We start from the raw sequence: 13799 nt of genomic DNA on the forward strand, positions 1-13799 counted from the left end.
GAGAATCGAAATGTTGGGTCAAGAAGTCGTTTCTGCCGCGGCGATCGCGGCAAGTGTGTTGTTCATCCTCTCGCTTGGGGGCTTGAGCAATCAGGAAAAGGCCAAGCGAGCGGTGTGGTATGGCATCGTCGGCATGGCGTTGGGGGTCGGCGCTACGATGTTCGGTCCGGGCATCGGTGGCTATGGCTGGATGATTCCGATGATGTTGATCGGTGCCGCTATCGGCACGGTGGTGGCCAGAAGGGTCGACATGACCGAGATGCCGCAACTCGTGGCGGCGCTGCATTCCTTCGTCGGCTTGGCCGCGGTATTCGTCGGCTGGAACGCCGACCTGGAGCGGCGTCGCGTGCTGGCGGCACAGCTCGCCGAGTCCGGCACCGATGGCTTCTCCGCCTTCGCCGCCACCCTGGCGTTGAAGACGCCGGCCGAGTTGACCTTTCTGCAGGTCGAGGTGGTGCTTGGTGTCTTCATCGGTGCGGTGACCTTCACCGGTTCGGTGATCGCCTTCGGTAAGCTCGCCGGCAAGGTCGACGGCAAGCCGCGCCAGTTCCCCGGCGGCCACTGGCTGAATGCCGGGGCGGCGATCCTGTCGCTGCTGCTGGCCATCGCCTACCTCAACGGGGCCGGCTTCTGGACCCTGCTAGTGCTGGCGCTGCTGGCCTTCTTCATCGGCTGGCACCTGATCATGGGTATCGGCGGCGCCGACATGCCGGTAGTCGTCTCCATGCTCAACAGCTATTCCGGCTGGGCGGCGGCGGCCATCGGCTTCACGCTCTCCAATGATCTGCTGATCGTCACCGGTGCCCTGGTGGGCTCGTCGGGGGCCATTCTGTCCTACATCATGTGCAAGGCGATGAACCGCAACTTCATCAACGTGATCCTGGGCGGTTTCGGGGGCAGCAAGGGCGAGGCGGCCGAGATCGAGGGCGAGCAGGTGTCCATCGATACCGGCGGCGTGGCCAGCGCGCTGAACGATGCCGATAGCGTCATCATCGTGCCGGGTTACGGCATGGCGGTGGCCCAGGCGCAGAACGCGGTCAGCGAACTGACCCGCAAGCTGCGCAGCGCCGGCAAGAATGTGCGCTTCGGCATCCATCCGGTGGCCGGGCGACTGCCGGGGCACATGAACGTGCTGCTTGCTGAAGCGCGGGTGCCCTATGACATCGTCATGGAGATGGACGAGATCAACGATGACTTCGCCGAGACCGACGTGGTGATCGTCATCGGCTCCAACGACATCGTCAATCCGGCCGCGCAGGAAGATCCGGCAAGCCCCATCGCCGGTATGCCGGTGCTCAAGGTGTGGGAGGCCAAGCAGGTCTTTGTCTGCAAGCGTGGGCAGGGCACCGGCTACTCCGGCATCGAGAACCCGCTGTTCTTCAAGGAGAACACTCGGATGCTGTTTGGCGATGCCCGTTCGAGCATCGACACCCTGGTGCCGATGATCGACTGAGCTTCTTGATCGACCGGGCCTCGCGCCCGTCTCAGTCAGCCCATAGCGGAGAGGCATTTCGGCCTCTCCGCTTTTCGTTACAATGAAGGGGTCTATCACTCGTCAATGGATCGAGAATGTCTGATGATCGCTTGAAGGTCGCCGTGCTGGGTGGCGGCAGTTTCGGCACGGCGCTTGCCAGTATCGCGGCCGACAATGGAGCCCGTGTACACCAGTGGATGCGCGATGCCAGTCTGGCGAATGAGATCAACCGGGACCATCGCAACAGCCATTATCTGCCGGATTACGCCATCAACCCGGCCGTGACGGCCGCAACCGACATGCGCGAGGTGCTCACCGGCGCGGAGTTGGTGCTGGTGGCGATTCCTTCCCAGGCCTTCCGCAGCGTGGTGCGCCAGGCGAGGCCCTGGCTGACCGCCGGCCAGATACTGGTCAGCACCACCAAGGGCATTCAGGCAGAAGGCTTCAAGCTGATGAGCGAGATCCTCGAGGAGGAGACCGGCTTTCCCCATATTGGCGTGATTTCCGGCCCCAACCTTGCCTCCGAGGTTGCCGACAAGCAGCTCACGGCCACCGTGATCGCCAGTGACGACCCCTTGACGCGCACCCGGGTACAGAGCGCGCTGGGCTGCGACTATTTCCGGGTCTATGCCAGCAACGACCGTTTCGGCGTTGAGCTTGGCGGCGCACTGAAGAACATCTATGCCATCGCCGCCGGTATGGCGGCGGCCCTAGGAATGGGGGAAAACACCCGCAGCATGCTGATGACCCGGGCGCTGGCGGAAATGAGCCGTTTTGCCGTGCATCTGGGGGCCAACCCCATGACCTTTCTCGGCCTTTCCGGCGTCGGCGATTTGATCGTTACCTGCTCATCGAAGCTTTCTCGCAATTACCGCGTCGGCTACGCCCTTGGCGAGGGGCGAACCCTCGAAGAGGCCGTCGAGGCCCTGGGGCAGGTCGCCGAAGGCGTCAACACCGTGCACCTAGTTCATGACAAGTCCTCAGAGGAGGGCGTCTATATGCCCCTCGCCGAGGGGCTCTATCAGGTACTCTTCAATCAGGTGCCGGCCCGTGACATGGCCAAGCTGCTCATGCAGGGCGAGCAGAGTAGCGATGTGGAATTCACCCTGTCCCGCGAGGACGTCAAGGCCGCCCGGCGCCTGGAGGATTGAACGCGATGCGAGAGACGCTTTGGATCATGCGCCACGGCCAGGCCGGCCCCGGACGGCCGGATGCCGAGCGCTCGCTCACCGACGAAGGTCGGCGCGAGGCCAGCGACATGGCCGAATGGCTGGCGCAGCGCCTGGCCGATGAGGGGCTACCTACCCCAAGAGTGCTGGCGAGCCCCTATCGCCGCGCCCAGCAGACCGCGACCCTGATGGCCGAGCGCCTGGGCGTGGCGATCGAGACGCTGCCGATCATTACGCCGGACGACCCGATAGGCCCGATTCTCGACTGGCTGATCGAGACTCAGGAAGCGTCGCCGGGGCCGCTGCTGTTGGTGAGTCATATGCCCTTGGTCGGCGTGCTGACAGCCCAACTGACCGATGGGCCCAGAGCGTTGGGGCTGGGATTTCCTACTGCTGCCATCGCTCGACTGGAGAGTGATGTCTTCGCTGCAGGCTGTGCACGCTTGGTCGGCCTGGAAGCGCCCGGGTCTCGCTGAGCTCTCTTAAACGCTTCCTCTTAAACGCTACCTCTTCCGCACTGTCGTGCGCTGCGCCATCCAACCTGGCAGATCGCTCGCGCCGCCCAGGCGGCGCCATAGGGATTGCCGGGAATTACCCTTAGCCAGTTTCAGGAGTCCCTATGACGTATATGGTCAATAACCGCATCCACGTCACGCCGGGTTATGAGGAAGAGTTCGAGGTGGTGATTCGCGCCGACACCGCCAAGGCATCCCCGGCGAGCTGAGGGCCTGGGAGACGTCTGGCTAGATCAGTCCGGCGACGCGCAGGCCAAACACCCCGCCGGTAATGGTCAGGCTGGCCAGCAGGGTACTGATCGCGATGATGTTGGCGGCCAGCTTGGCATTCCCGTTCATCGCCTTGACCATTACGAAGCTGGCGGCCGCGGTTGGGCTTGCAAAGAACAGGAATAGCACGCCCAGTTCGCGCCCCGTGAAGCCTGCAAGCCAGGCCCCGGCGGTGGCGAGCGCCGGCAGAATGGCCATCTTCATCAGGCTGGCGCTGACGGCGGTGGTGCTGTCGTTGCGCAGGGCTTTGACCGATAGCGTCGCACCCACACAAATGAGAGCCAGCGGCAGGGTCAGGGAAGCGAAGTAGTCGCCGGTGGTCAGCAGCCAGCCCGGCAGAGGCACGCCGGAGAGGGCGACAGGCAATGCGGCCACTACGGCAAGAATCAGCGGATTCTTGGTGATATGACCTAGAATGCTGCGCCAGTCCGTTGCCTGACCCTCCTGAAAGGTGCTTAGGGCGACCACCGAAAGAGCGTTATAGCTAACGATCACCACCCCCAGCAGCAAGCCACCCGCCGATAGGCCATAGTCGCCGTACATGCTGGCGGCCAGGGCCAGGCCGACGATGCCACAGTTGCCGCGAAAGGCGCCCTGGATATAGACGCCGCGATCCTCTCGCGGCACGCGCCAGTTGGCCCAACCCCAGCTAAACGCGAAGCTTGCCAGGGTGGCGAGTGCGAAAAAAACCAGCATGCCGGGATTCAGGCTCGCCTCGAGGTCGGCCTGAACGATGCTCAAGAAGACCAGGGTTGGCAAGGTGGCCTTGAACACCAGTTTCGATGCGGTGGAAACGAAGGCCGCATCGATCCAGCCCCAGCGTTTCAGACCAATGCCGATGAACACCATGGCAAAGACTGGCAGGGTGACGTTGAGGGTGTGCTGGAAAACCGCGAGAAGGTTCATACCTGTCAGTGCTCCCTAGAGCGTCAGCCAGCGGCCGACGACGATTGCTGCGACCACGGCAGTAAAGAAGAGCGCATTGCGCAGGCGGGTGTCGCGAGGGGGGCGCGGCTTTGACACGGTGGTCTCCAGAATGAGGTGAGCGGCGAGCGCGCCTGACCGTCCAGTATTGACTAATGGATGCTTTGAAAATCAAACAGTCGTTTTATACTGGCTTGGTGGCGGTTAAGCGGAGTATGGTAATCCCGTTAGCCTGCTAGTTTCCACTGACTAGGATGATTTCATGCCCCAGCGACATGCTTCCGACTGGGCTGGCAACGCCTCTCCCGTCGCTTCCAGCGAGCGCTCTCCTAAGCTGCCGCTGGTCTTCGCTCACGCTAACGGTTTTACCGGACGCAGCTACCAGAGTTTCTTGGCACCGCTGGATGAGCGCTTCGCCCTTCATCCTCTTGATCAGCTCGGTCATCACCCGCGCTTTCCGGTCGGCAATAACTGGCTTTCGCTGCGCGATGAACTGCTGTCACGTTTGCCGGAAGGCGACACCCAGGTGATCGGCGTCGGGCATTCGCTGGGCGGCATGCTGATGGCAATGGCGGCAGAGAAGGCACCGGAGCGTTTTCGCTGTGTGGTCGCCATGGATCCGCCATGGATGCTGGGTCTCGATGCACTGGCCATCAAGCTTGCCAAGCGTACCGGTCTTGTCGATCGCATCACGCCGGCGGGGCGCAGCCGGGGGCGGCGGGCGCATTGGCCGGATCATCAGGCGATGAGCGAAGACCTGCGGCGCAAGGGCCTTTTTCGAAATTTCACCTCAGAAGCCTTCAGTGACTACCTGGCGGGTGCCGTGCGCCAGCATGAGGGTGGCGGCGTCGGCCTGGCCTTTTCCCCCGAGACCGAAGTGGCGATCTTTCGCCATCTGCCTGACCATCTTTGGGGGCTTCCCAAACGTTTGAAGGTGCCGTTGGCGCTGTTGGTTGGCCGAGAGACGGACCTGCTGACGGCACGCCGCCGGCGACGGTTTGCACGCCTGGGCGTGCCTGTGGAGTTGGTGCCTGGAGGCCACATGTTTCCCATGGAGCACCCCGAGGCCTGCCGGCAGGCACTGTGCGCCACGCTCGATCGTCTCTTGGAGCCTTCCTGATGACCCCGACCGAACTGCACTTGGCCGATGGCCGCCTGGCGGCGTTGGCCTGGGGAGCGCCTGGTGCGCCGACTTGGCTTGCCTTACATGGCTGGCTCGACAACGCGGCGAGCTTTTCGCGGCTGGCGCCCTTGCTGGTCGAGCGGCTCGGCATACGAATCGTGGCGCTGGATTTCGCCGGCCATGGTCGCTCCCGGCGACATCCGCCCGGCGTCGACTATGCGATTTGGGATTACTGCCATGACATGCTGGATGCCCTGGCCAGCCTGGAGCTCGAGTCGGCTCCCTTGCTGGCCCACTCGATGGGCGCGGGCGTGGCCTGTCTGGTGGCGTCGGCGCTTCCTGAACGGGTCGAGCGGCTGATGCTGATCGATGGCCTTGGCGCGCTCACTACGCCGGCAGAAGATACCGCGCAGCAGTTGCGGCGTGGCCTGCTGGGGCATCGGCGGCGCAGCTCACCGTCTCCGCGCTATGCTGATGTTGACAGTGCTGTGGCGGCCAGGGTGGCGGGCGGCGTGACGCCTATCGATGCCGACTCGGCTCGGCCGCTGGTGGAGCGTAATCTGGAGCCGTTGGAGGATGGTCATGTGCGGCTGCGCACCGATGGTCGTCTAATGCGCCCTTCACTGGTGCGCTTTTGCCCTGAGCAAGTGGTGGGCATGCTGGCGGCGATTGAGGCGCCTACGCTACTGCTCGAAGGTGAGAGCGGCATTCTGGGCGAGCGTAAGGGTGCCAAGCAGGCTCGAGAGGCGCTGAAGGGACTCGAGCGGCGGGTATTGAAAGGCGGACATCATCTGCACCTGGAGCGCGAAGCGCTGGCCGAGGTGGCCGACAGCATCGCACAATGGTGGCAGGTAGCTGAGTGCCGTGGAGTCGAAAAGTGAGGCGTGCCAGATCAACACCTGGTACGGAGGGGGAGTGATGAGCGGTAAGGCAAAAGCAGGGAAGCGTGTCGCCCTAGTGCTTGGCAGCGGTGGAGCAAGAGGCTATGCGCATATTGGCGTCATCGAGGAGCTCGAGGCGCGTGGCTACGAGATCGTGGCGATCTCGGGCTGCTCGATGGGCGCCTTGGTGGGGGGCATCTATGCCGCTGGTCAGCTGCCGGCGTATCGTGACTGGGTGTGCCAGCTGGATTATTTCGATGTGCTCAAGCTGGTGGATGTCACCTGGAGCCCGATGGGCGCCATGCGCGCCAACAAGGTGATGAGCAAGCTGGGGAGCCTGATCGGCGATACCCTCATGGAGGACCTGCCGCTGCCGGTGACGACCGTGGCGACCGACCTGGTTCGCCAGCGGGAAGTGTGGTTCCAGAGCGGCTCACTGTTACAGGCTATCCGCGCTTCGATTGCCGTGCCCGGCATCATCACGCCTGTCCATGTGGGTGATCAGGTGCTGGTGGATGGCGGCTTGATGAACCCCCTGCCGATCATTCCCACTGTCTCTGCCCAGGCCGACCTGGTGGTGGCGGTCAACGCCACCGCCCACAGCCCGAGGCCGGTCACCCTGGAAGAGTTGTTGCCGGCAGAAGAGGTGGCTGAGGAACTGGCCCGTGAAGAGGCGCTGGAAGCCGAGGGGCGTGGCTTTTCAGGCTGGGTGGCCGGGGTGCGTGGGCGCGCGCAACGGCTGTTCAATTCTGGCAGCGGAAACGACAACGGCAATGGCCTCGAGGAGGGTGAAGAACCCCAGAGCCCTCAGGTGGCCAGCCAGCGGGCCTGGGGCAAGCTCGATATGATGCTGGCCTCCTTCGATATCACCCAGGCTGCCTTGGCCAAGTACAAGGTGGCGGGGTATCCGCCGGATGTGCTGATCGAGATCCCCAAAACGGTGTGTGGCGCCTATGAGTTTCATCGCGCCGAGGCTCTGATCAAGCTGGGCCAGCATCTGGCGTCTCAGGCCATCGATCGGCTCGAAGGGCCGGCAGCGAGCCGTGCCGGCGCTCGCCGCGCATCGCTGGTTGAGACCCCGGTGGTATCGCCGGTGATCGGTTCCTCGACTGATCAACCGCGACCCGAGAACAGCGAGCCCGCCGCGCCATAAGAGGCGGATATTGATAAGGTGGGGATATCGCCTAGGGGATATCGCCTAGCGCACTTTAGGCTCTCGACCCCAGTCAATAGACAGGCATCCGACTAGAGGCTCTCGCCACGGCGACGTAGCAGCACATAGACTGCGCCGCTGCCGCCATCCAGTTCCCGCGCCGAGCAGAAGGCCAGCACGCTTGGCCATTCCCGAAGCCAGGCGTTCACATGGCTCTTGATTACCGGGTAGGCGTCGGAGCCGCTGATGCTGCGCGCCTTGCCGTGAACCACCAATACGCAGCGGGCGCGCTGGGCGCGGGCCTCAGCAAGGAAGCTTTCGAGCTCTGCACGGGCCTCGTCGACGGTGTAGCCATGCAGATCAAGCCCTGCTTCCCAGGCGATGCTGCCGCGCTTCAACTGGCTGCGGGTTCGCTGGGGCAGATCGGGGACGCTGAAATCCAGCCACTCGGAAGGCCTGACGGGCTCGACCCGGCCATCGCTGGTGCGACTGCTCAACTGATGGCTGCCGGCTTCGAGGGCGGCGGCACGGCGTTCGGCCAAGGCCTCCTGGCGGCGCTGTTTCGGCTTGCCCGGGTCGGCCCGGTTCGAGGAAATCGGTTTGACGCCTGCGTCGGCCAGGGCCTGGCGAAACAGCGAAACCTCACTATCATCCGGGTGTCCGCGGCGCTGGCTCATGGTGCTCCCCGTGGATTTGGTTGCATGGATAAATGACGAGCCAGTATAGCGGCTTGGCCGTGGCTGTGAACCGGGCGTTGGGGCGGGTACAATCAAGGATTTGAATATCAATCCGATAAACCACAGGACGACGCGTGGCCGCTTCCCGACCCGATGCCGATTCGACCCTGATGCTCGACGATACGAAGATCGCCGAGGATCTCTTCACCCTGCGTGATTGTCTGCGCTGGGCGACCAGTGAATTTTACACCCATGGCCTGCATTTTGGACATGGCACCGCCTCTCCCTGGGACGAGGCGGTGGCGTTGACGCTGGGTGCCTTGCATTTGCCCTGGGACGTGGATCCTTCGGTGCTGGAGGCGCGTTTGCTGCCCATGGAGCGCCTTCGCATCGTCGGCCTGGTGCGCTCCCGTATCGAAACGCGCCGGCCGTTGCCCTATCTGCTGGGAGAGGCCTTCTTTGCCGGTGCCGCTTTCCACGTCGACGAGCGGGTGCTGATTCCTCGTTCGCCGATCGCCGAGCTGATCGAGGACGGATTCGCCGCCTGGTTCCCCGAAGAACCACCGGCGCGGGTGCTGGATCTTTGCTGTGGCTCGGGCTGCATCGGTATCGCCACCGCTCTGCACCTGCCTACCGCCGAGGTCGATCTGGCCGATATCAGTACCGATGCGCTCGAGGTGGCCAAGGCCAATATCACGCGCCACGACGTCGGGGCGCGGGTGAGGGCCGTGGCGTCCGATGTGTTCGATAGCCTGGTGGGGCAACGCTATGACCTGATCGTCTCCAATCCCCCCTATGTGGATGCTCGCGACCTGGCCACCATGCCGGCCGAATACGGCCATGAGCCGACCCTGGCGCTGGGCGCCGGGGCCGATGGTCTGGACATCGTGCGCCGCATCCTGCGCGAGGCGAGAAGCCTGCTCAGCGATGACGGCGTGCTGATCGTCGAGGTCGGTAACTCCGATCATCATCTGGAGGCGGCTTTCCCAGAGGTGCCCTTCCTGTGGCTGGAGTTCGAACGCGGCGGGCAGGGCGTCTTCGTGCTGACCGCCCAGGAACTCGACGCCTACGCGGCATCTTTCGCCTGAACTGCTGATACCAGAGCCCTGAGGAACGTCAATGTCCGGTAATACCTTCGGCAAGCTGTTTACTGTCACCACCTTCGGCGAGAGCCATGGCCCGGCGCTGGGCGCCATCGTCGACGGCTGCCCGCCGGGTATCCCCCTCAGTGAGGCCGACCTGCAGCGCGATCTCGATCGCCGCCGCCCCGGCACCTCGCGCCATACCACCCAGCGTCGCGAGCCGGACCAGGTGCGGATCCTGTCAGGGGTCTTCGAGGGCGTCACCACCGGTACCGCTATCGGCTTGATGATCGAGAATACCGATCAGCGCTCCAAGGACTACTCCAAGATCAAGGACCAGTTTCGTCCGGCCCATGCCGACTACACCTACCATCACAAGTATGGTCGGCGTGACTATCGGGGCGGCGGGCGCTCCAGCGCGCGGGAAACCGCCATGCGCGTGGCGGCCGGTGCCATTGCCAAGGCTTATCTGTCGGCTCAGGGCATCAGCGTGCGCGGCTACATGAGCCAGCTCGGCCCGCTGACCATGGAGTTCAAGGACTGGGCGTCGGTCGAAGACAACGCCTTTTTCTGCCCTGATCCCGAGCGGGTGCCGGAGCTCGAAGCCTACATGGACCAGCTGCGTCGCGATCAGGACTCGGTAGGCGCCAAGATCACCGTGGTGGCCGAGGGCGTGCCGGCCGGGCTCGGCGAGCCGGTCTTCGATCGTCTCGATGCCGAACTCGCCCATGGCCTGATGAGCATCAATGCGGTCAAGGGCGTGGAGATCGGTGATGGCTTCGCGGCCGTTGCCCAGCGAGGCAGCGAGCACCGCGACGAGATGACGCCGGAAGGCTTTCTGTCCAACCACGCCGGTGGCGTGCTGGGCGGTATTTCCTCGGGCCAGACGATCATCGCTCATCTGGCGCTCAAGCCGACCTCCAGCGTTACCCTACCGGGCCGCTCCATCGACATTCACGGCAACCCGGTGGAAGTGGTCACCAAGGGGCGTCATGATCCCTGCGTGGGCATTCGTGCCACCCCGATCGCCGAGGCCATGATGGCGCTGACGCTGATCGATCACCTGATGCGTCACCGGGCGCAGAACCTCGACGTCAGCGTCGACACCCCTCAGCTGCGTTGATCTGACGGGGCCGCGTGTTGGCCCCCCGGCTGCTAGACTGAGGTGAAATACCTCAGTCTGGCTATGCCCATGAAGATAAACCTCGAGTTTGACCTCACGCCTGCCGAATTTCGCCAGTCTCTTGGCCTTCCGGATGTCGAGGCGTTCCATAACGAGCTGATGTCACGCATCCAGCAGCAGATGGACGCTGGCGTCGAGGGCTATGACCCCATGAGCCTGCTCCAGCCCTTCCTCAAGACCCCCTTCATGCCGACGGCTTTCCAGGATTCGCTCAAGGGCAATTTCCAGGACAACCTGTCTCAGGGCATGACCAGTTTCGGTCACTATCAGCAGATGATGCTCGACATGCTGCGTCAGGCTCAGGCGGCTGCCAGCAAGTCGCAAAAAACCGATGACGGTGAAAAAACTGGCAAGGGCAAGTCGGCCGATGAGCCGGCCAGTGCCAGCTCGCGGTCGCACCGCAAGTAGCGCGGCCTATTGCATAGGCGTGCGTCCGGGGCTACGCTTTGTGCAGTGCAGCAAGGAGGGCTCGCGCCCACATTCATGACCCTTGGAGGGTGATGCCATGCAGGACAAGATGTTTCACGAGTTCACGGAGCAGGCCGAAGGGTTCTTCGCGCCGATGCGCAAGCTCAATGGCCTGATGCTCGACAACATGGAGAAGCTGACGCAGTTCCAGCTCGAGTCCATGAAGCGCTACAGCCAGTTGGGCACCGAGCGGCTAAGAGATGCCACCGAAGCCAAGGATCCAGAGGCAATGCGCGACTTTGGCACTCGGCAGGCAGAGATGATGAATGAACTCTCCACCCAGCTGCTCAAGGACGCCGAGGCCATGACCGAGCTGAGCCTCGAGTTCAAGCGCGAGATGGAAAAGGTCTTGACCGAGGTCTCCGAGACCGCCGGCAAGCAGGCAGCCTCTGCGACACAGTCCGCACACGAACAGGTGACCGCCGCCACCGAGCAGGCCGTCGCGTCTACCCAGCAGTTTGCTGAACAGGCCACCAAGCAGGCGACTCAGGCCACGCAGCAGGCGGCACAAGCGGCAAAACAGGCGACAGAATCCGCCCCTCAGGCAGCCAAGTCGTCTTCCAGCGCAACCAGCCGCCGCAGCTCCTCCAGTGCTTCCAAGAGCTCGTCAGCGAGCAAGTCAGGCGGCACCGGTGGTAGCAAGAGTTCTTGATAGTAGTTCCTGATAGAAGCACGCGGCCAGCTGCGCTGGCCGCCCGTCGCCCATGGCCGGGAAATGCACGAGCTTCCCGGCCATGGGCGTATCGTATATAGACCCCTCATGACATGACGGACGTGTTATATAGGCATCAGCGATGTCAGCATGAGCGGTACACGTCAGGGAAGGTGGCTGCCATTGTCGGCCGTTGGCAGCCAGGTGGTTTGACCGGTAGGTTTAGGAGCGCACGGGGCCAGTGATACTAAGGCTTCGATCGCAAGGCTTCGATCACAGGAGTGGGCAATGCAGTCAGGTTTTCATACACCATCGGCGTCCGAGCTTCAGGAATGGACCGAGCAGCTGGAAGTGATGGGGCAGGAATATCAGGCGCTGATGCAGGACATGTTGGCGCGGATGCTGCCCGGTGAGGCCGGCAAGACCATTTATGATGACATGCGCGAGAGCTTTCGGGCCGGCGTCGAGGCCTTGGTGAGCGATCCTGAGACGCTCATCAATGCTCAACTGCAGCTCGCTCAGGATCAGATGCTGCTCTGGCAGCAGGGTCTGCGCGACATGAGTGGCGAAGAGAGCGAGCTTTTGATCGAGCCTGCCCGCCATGATCGTCGCTTCAAGGACGAAGCCTGGCGTCACGAACCCTTCTATCGGGGACTGCTAGAGCAGTACCTGCTGTTCTCGCGGCTGGTCGAAGATATGATCGGTAGCCTCGATCATTTGCCGCCGGACCAGAAACGCAATTTGGCGTTCTATGCGCGCCAGTACGTGAGTGCCATCTCGCCGTCGAACTTCGCCTCCACCAACCCGGAGGTGATGCGCCTGACCTTGGAGACCAAGGGGCAGAACCTCATCGAGGGGCTCGCCCAGCTGCGCGAGGATCTGGCCAACTCGGCGGAAGGCATCAACGTCAAGATGACCGATCGCAGCGCCTTCACCATCGGTGAAAACGTGGCGGCGACACCGGGCTCGGTGGTCTTCGAGAACGAATTGATGCAGCTGATCCAGTACACGCCGAGCACCGAGCAGACGTTCAAAACGCCGCTGCTGATCGTGCCGCCCTGGATCAACAAGTACTACATACTCGACCTGCGTCAGGACAATTCGCTGGTGAAGTGGCTGGTCGATCAGGGGCACACCGTCTTCCTGATTTCCTGGCGTAACCCGGGGCCAGAGCAACGTGACCTGACCTGGGCCGATTACATGCAGCTTGGCCCCATCGAGGCCATGGCCGCCATCGAGCGAGCCTGCGGCGAGAAGTCGGTGAACCTGCTGAGTTACTGCATCGGCGGGACCCTGACCGCCTCGACGGTGGCCTATCTGACCAGCACACGCCGCGGGCGCAAGGTTCGCTCGGTGACCTACATGGCCACGCTGCAGGACTTCAGCGACCCCGGCGAGATCGGTGTCTTCCTCAACGAGCCCGTGCTGCAGGGCATCGAGCGCCAGTTGGAAGCCGATGGCTATCTGGATGGCCGGGTCATGGCCTTCTCGTTCAATCTGCTGCGGGAAAACGATCTGTTCTGGTCGTTCTATATCAGCAACTACCTGAAAGGCGAGAAGCCGGCGGCCTTCGACCTGCTGTACTGGAACACCGATGGCACCAACCTGCCGGCCGGTACCCATGGCTGGTACTTGCGCAACATGTATCTGGAAAATCGCCTGATAGAGCCCGGCGGTATCGAACTGGACGGGGTCAAGATCGACCTGCGCAAGATCTCCACCCCCAGCTATTTCGTTTCCACTCGTGAAGATCATATCGCCAAGTGGAACAGCACCTACGGCGGCACTCAGCTGCCCAAGGGGCCGGTGACCTTCGTGCTCGGTGGCTCAGGCCATATCGCCGGGATCGTCAACCCGCCGCACAAGAACAAGTACGGCTTCTGGACCAACGCCGAGCTGCCGGCCGACCCGGACGCCTGGCTAGAGGGGGCAACCTTCAACGAAGGCTCCTGGTGGCCGCACTGGCAGGCCTGGATGACCGATAACGGCTATGCGGATACCGGCAAGATGGTGGCGGCAAGACAGCCAGGCGAGGGCGAGCTCTCAATTATCGAGCCGGCGCCGGGGCGCTACGTGTGTCAGACCATTCCCGAGGTGTTAGGCCACAACCAGGCCTGAAGCTGGTCAAGTCTGAAGCTGGTATAGCGCCGCTTCATGGCGGAAAGCTCGAAGAATAACGCCCCCGCAGTCATTGAGCTGCGGGGGCGTTTGCGTTGAGCGAGGCTGAC

At 63.0% G+C, this 13799-nt stretch carries 13 protein-coding genes; 11 read left to right on the forward strand and 2 right to left on the reverse strand.

Features of this window, described 5'->3' with window-relative positions; genetic code table 11:
• The first annotated feature begins 10 nt into the window (after window positions 1-10).
• The 3 genes from BLR71_RS02305 to sixA all read left to right on the forward strand — a co-directional run bounded on the left by BLR71_RS02305 (window position 11) and on the right by sixA (window position 3119).
• Window positions 11-1453, forward strand: a complete 1443-nt coding sequence (locus tag BLR71_RS02305; RefSeq protein WP_092522653.1) for an NAD(P)(+) transhydrogenase (Re/Si-specific) subunit beta — start codon at window positions 11-13, stop codon at window positions 1451-1453.
• A gap of 116 nt (window positions 1454-1569) precedes the next feature.
• Window positions 1570-2625, forward strand: coding sequence for an NAD(P)H-dependent glycerol-3-phosphate dehydrogenase (locus BLR71_RS02310; RefSeq protein ID WP_092522655.1), 1056 nt, complete (start codon window positions 1570-1572; stop codon window positions 2623-2625).
• 5 nt (window positions 2626-2630) lie between these two features.
• Window positions 2631-3119: a phosphohistidine phosphatase SixA gene (sixA, locus tag BLR71_RS02315; RefSeq protein WP_092522657.1), complete on the forward strand. Its 489-nt coding sequence runs from the start codon at window positions 2631-2633 to the stop codon at window positions 3117-3119.
• Between the two features lie 267 nt (window positions 3120-3386).
• Here sixA and BLR71_RS02320 read toward each other — a convergent pair whose 3' ends face one another.
• Window positions 3387-4334, reverse strand: coding sequence for an AEC family transporter (locus BLR71_RS02320; RefSeq protein WP_092522659.1), 948 nt, complete (start codon window positions 4332-4334; stop codon window positions 3387-3389).
• 280 nt (window positions 4335-4614) lie between these two features.
• Between BLR71_RS02320 and BLR71_RS02325 the strand changes: the two genes are divergently transcribed.
• The 3 genes from BLR71_RS02325 to BLR71_RS02335 are packed head-to-tail and all read left to right on the forward strand — an operon-like array spanning window position 4615 to window position 7509.
• Window positions 4615-5472 (forward strand): alpha/beta fold hydrolase, encoded by an 858-nt coding sequence (locus tag BLR71_RS02325; protein WP_092522661.1) that lies wholly within the window; start codon window positions 4615-4617, stop codon window positions 5470-5472.
• Window positions 5472-6356: an alpha/beta fold hydrolase gene (locus BLR71_RS02330; RefSeq protein WP_092522664.1), complete on the forward strand. Its 885-nt coding sequence runs from the start codon at window positions 5472-5474 to the stop codon at window positions 6354-6356. The genes BLR71_RS02325 and BLR71_RS02330 overlap by 1 nt, the downstream gene beginning before the upstream one ends.
• A gap of 37 nt (window positions 6357-6393) precedes the next feature.
• Window positions 6394-7509: a patatin-like phospholipase family protein gene (locus BLR71_RS02335; RefSeq protein ID WP_092522666.1), complete on the forward strand. Its 1116-nt coding sequence runs from the start codon at window positions 6394-6396 to the stop codon at window positions 7507-7509.
• A 92-nt stretch (window positions 7510-7601) separates the two neighbouring features.
• Here the strand turns inward: BLR71_RS02335 and BLR71_RS02340 are convergent, their stop codons facing one another.
• The gene (locus tag BLR71_RS02340; protein ID WP_092522668.1) at window positions 7602-8186 is read right to left on the reverse strand and encodes a Smr/MutS family protein; all 585 of its coding nucleotides are present in this window, start codon (window positions 8184-8186) and stop codon (window positions 7602-7604) included.
• Between the two features lie 170 nt (window positions 8187-8356).
• Here BLR71_RS02340 and prmB point away from each other — a divergent pair, with 170 nt between their 5' ends.
• The 5 genes from prmB to phaC all read left to right on the forward strand — a co-directional run bounded on the left by prmB (window position 8357) and on the right by phaC (window position 13689).
• Window positions 8357-9274 (forward strand): 50S ribosomal protein L3 N(5)-glutamine methyltransferase, encoded by a 918-nt coding sequence (gene prmB / locus BLR71_RS02345; protein ID WP_092522841.1) that lies wholly within the window; start codon window positions 8357-8359, stop codon window positions 9272-9274.
• A gap of 31 nt (window positions 9275-9305) precedes the next feature.
• Window positions 9306-10391, forward strand: coding sequence for a chorismate synthase (gene aroC / locus BLR71_RS02350; protein ID WP_092522670.1), 1086 nt, complete (start codon window positions 9306-9308; stop codon window positions 10389-10391).
• A gap of 69 nt (window positions 10392-10460) precedes the next feature.
• Window positions 10461-10859 carry a hypothetical protein gene (locus BLR71_RS02355; RefSeq protein WP_092522672.1) on the forward strand — a complete coding sequence of 133 codons (399 nt, stop codon included), beginning with the start codon at window positions 10461-10463 and terminating at the stop codon, window positions 10857-10859.
• A gap of 97 nt (window positions 10860-10956) precedes the next feature.
• Complete coding sequence (locus BLR71_RS18040) at window positions 10957-11571, forward strand: phasin family protein (RefSeq protein WP_092522843.1); 615 nt, start codon at window positions 10957-10959, stop codon at window positions 11569-11571.
• 288 nt (window positions 11572-11859) lie between these two features.
• Window positions 11860-13689, forward strand: a complete 1830-nt coding sequence (gene phaC, locus BLR71_RS02365) for a class I poly(R)-hydroxyalkanoic acid synthase (protein ID WP_092522674.1) — start codon at window positions 11860-11862, stop codon at window positions 13687-13689.
• Window positions 13690-13799 lie beyond the last annotated feature (110 nt).

It is taken from the genome of Onishia taeanensis (assembly GCF_900100755.1).
GTDB lineage: Bacteria > Pseudomonadota > Gammaproteobacteria > Pseudomonadales > Halomonadaceae > Onishia > Onishia taeanensis.

Excerpts from the sequence above, each read along its gene's own strand:
- BLR71_RS02305 (WP_092522653.1), top strand. The coding sequence starts at position 11 with ATGTTGGGTCAAGAAGTCGTTTCTGCCGCGGCGATCGCGGCAAGTGTG.
- BLR71_RS02310 (WP_092522655.1), top strand. The coding sequence starts at position 1,570 with ATGTCTGATGATCGCTTGAAGGTCGCCGTGCTGGGTGGCGGCAGTTTC.
- sixA (WP_092522657.1), top strand. The coding sequence starts at position 2,631 with ATGCGAGAGACGCTTTGGATCATGCGCCACGGCCAGGCCGGCCCCGGA.
- BLR71_RS02320 (WP_092522659.1), bottom strand. The coding sequence starts at position 4,334 with ATGAACCTTCTCGCGGTTTTCCAGCACACCCTCAACGTCACCCTGCCA.
- BLR71_RS02325 (WP_092522661.1), top strand. The coding sequence starts at position 4,615 with ATGCCCCAGCGACATGCTTCCGACTGGGCTGGCAACGCCTCTCCCGTC.
- BLR71_RS02330 (WP_092522664.1), top strand. The coding sequence starts at position 5,472 with ATGACCCCGACCGAACTGCACTTGGCCGATGGCCGCCTGGCGGCGTTG.
- BLR71_RS02335 (WP_092522666.1), top strand. The coding sequence starts at position 6,394 with ATGAGCGGTAAGGCAAAAGCAGGGAAGCGTGTCGCCCTAGTGCTTGGC.
- BLR71_RS02340 (WP_092522668.1), bottom strand. The coding sequence starts at position 8,186 with ATGAGCCAGCGCCGCGGACACCCGGATGATAGTGAGGTTTCGCTGTTT.
- prmB (WP_092522841.1), top strand. The coding sequence starts at position 8,357 with ATGCTCGACGATACGAAGATCGCCGAGGATCTCTTCACCCTGCGTGAT.
- aroC (WP_092522670.1), top strand. The coding sequence starts at position 9,306 with ATGTCCGGTAATACCTTCGGCAAGCTGTTTACTGTCACCACCTTCGGC.
- BLR71_RS02355 (WP_092522672.1), top strand. The coding sequence starts at position 10,461 with ATGAAGATAAACCTCGAGTTTGACCTCACGCCTGCCGAATTTCGCCAG.
- BLR71_RS18040 (WP_092522843.1), top strand. The coding sequence starts at position 10,957 with ATGCAGGACAAGATGTTTCACGAGTTCACGGAGCAGGCCGAAGGGTTC.
- phaC (WP_092522674.1), top strand. The coding sequence starts at position 11,860 with ATGCAGTCAGGTTTTCATACACCATCGGCGTCCGAGCTTCAGGAATGG.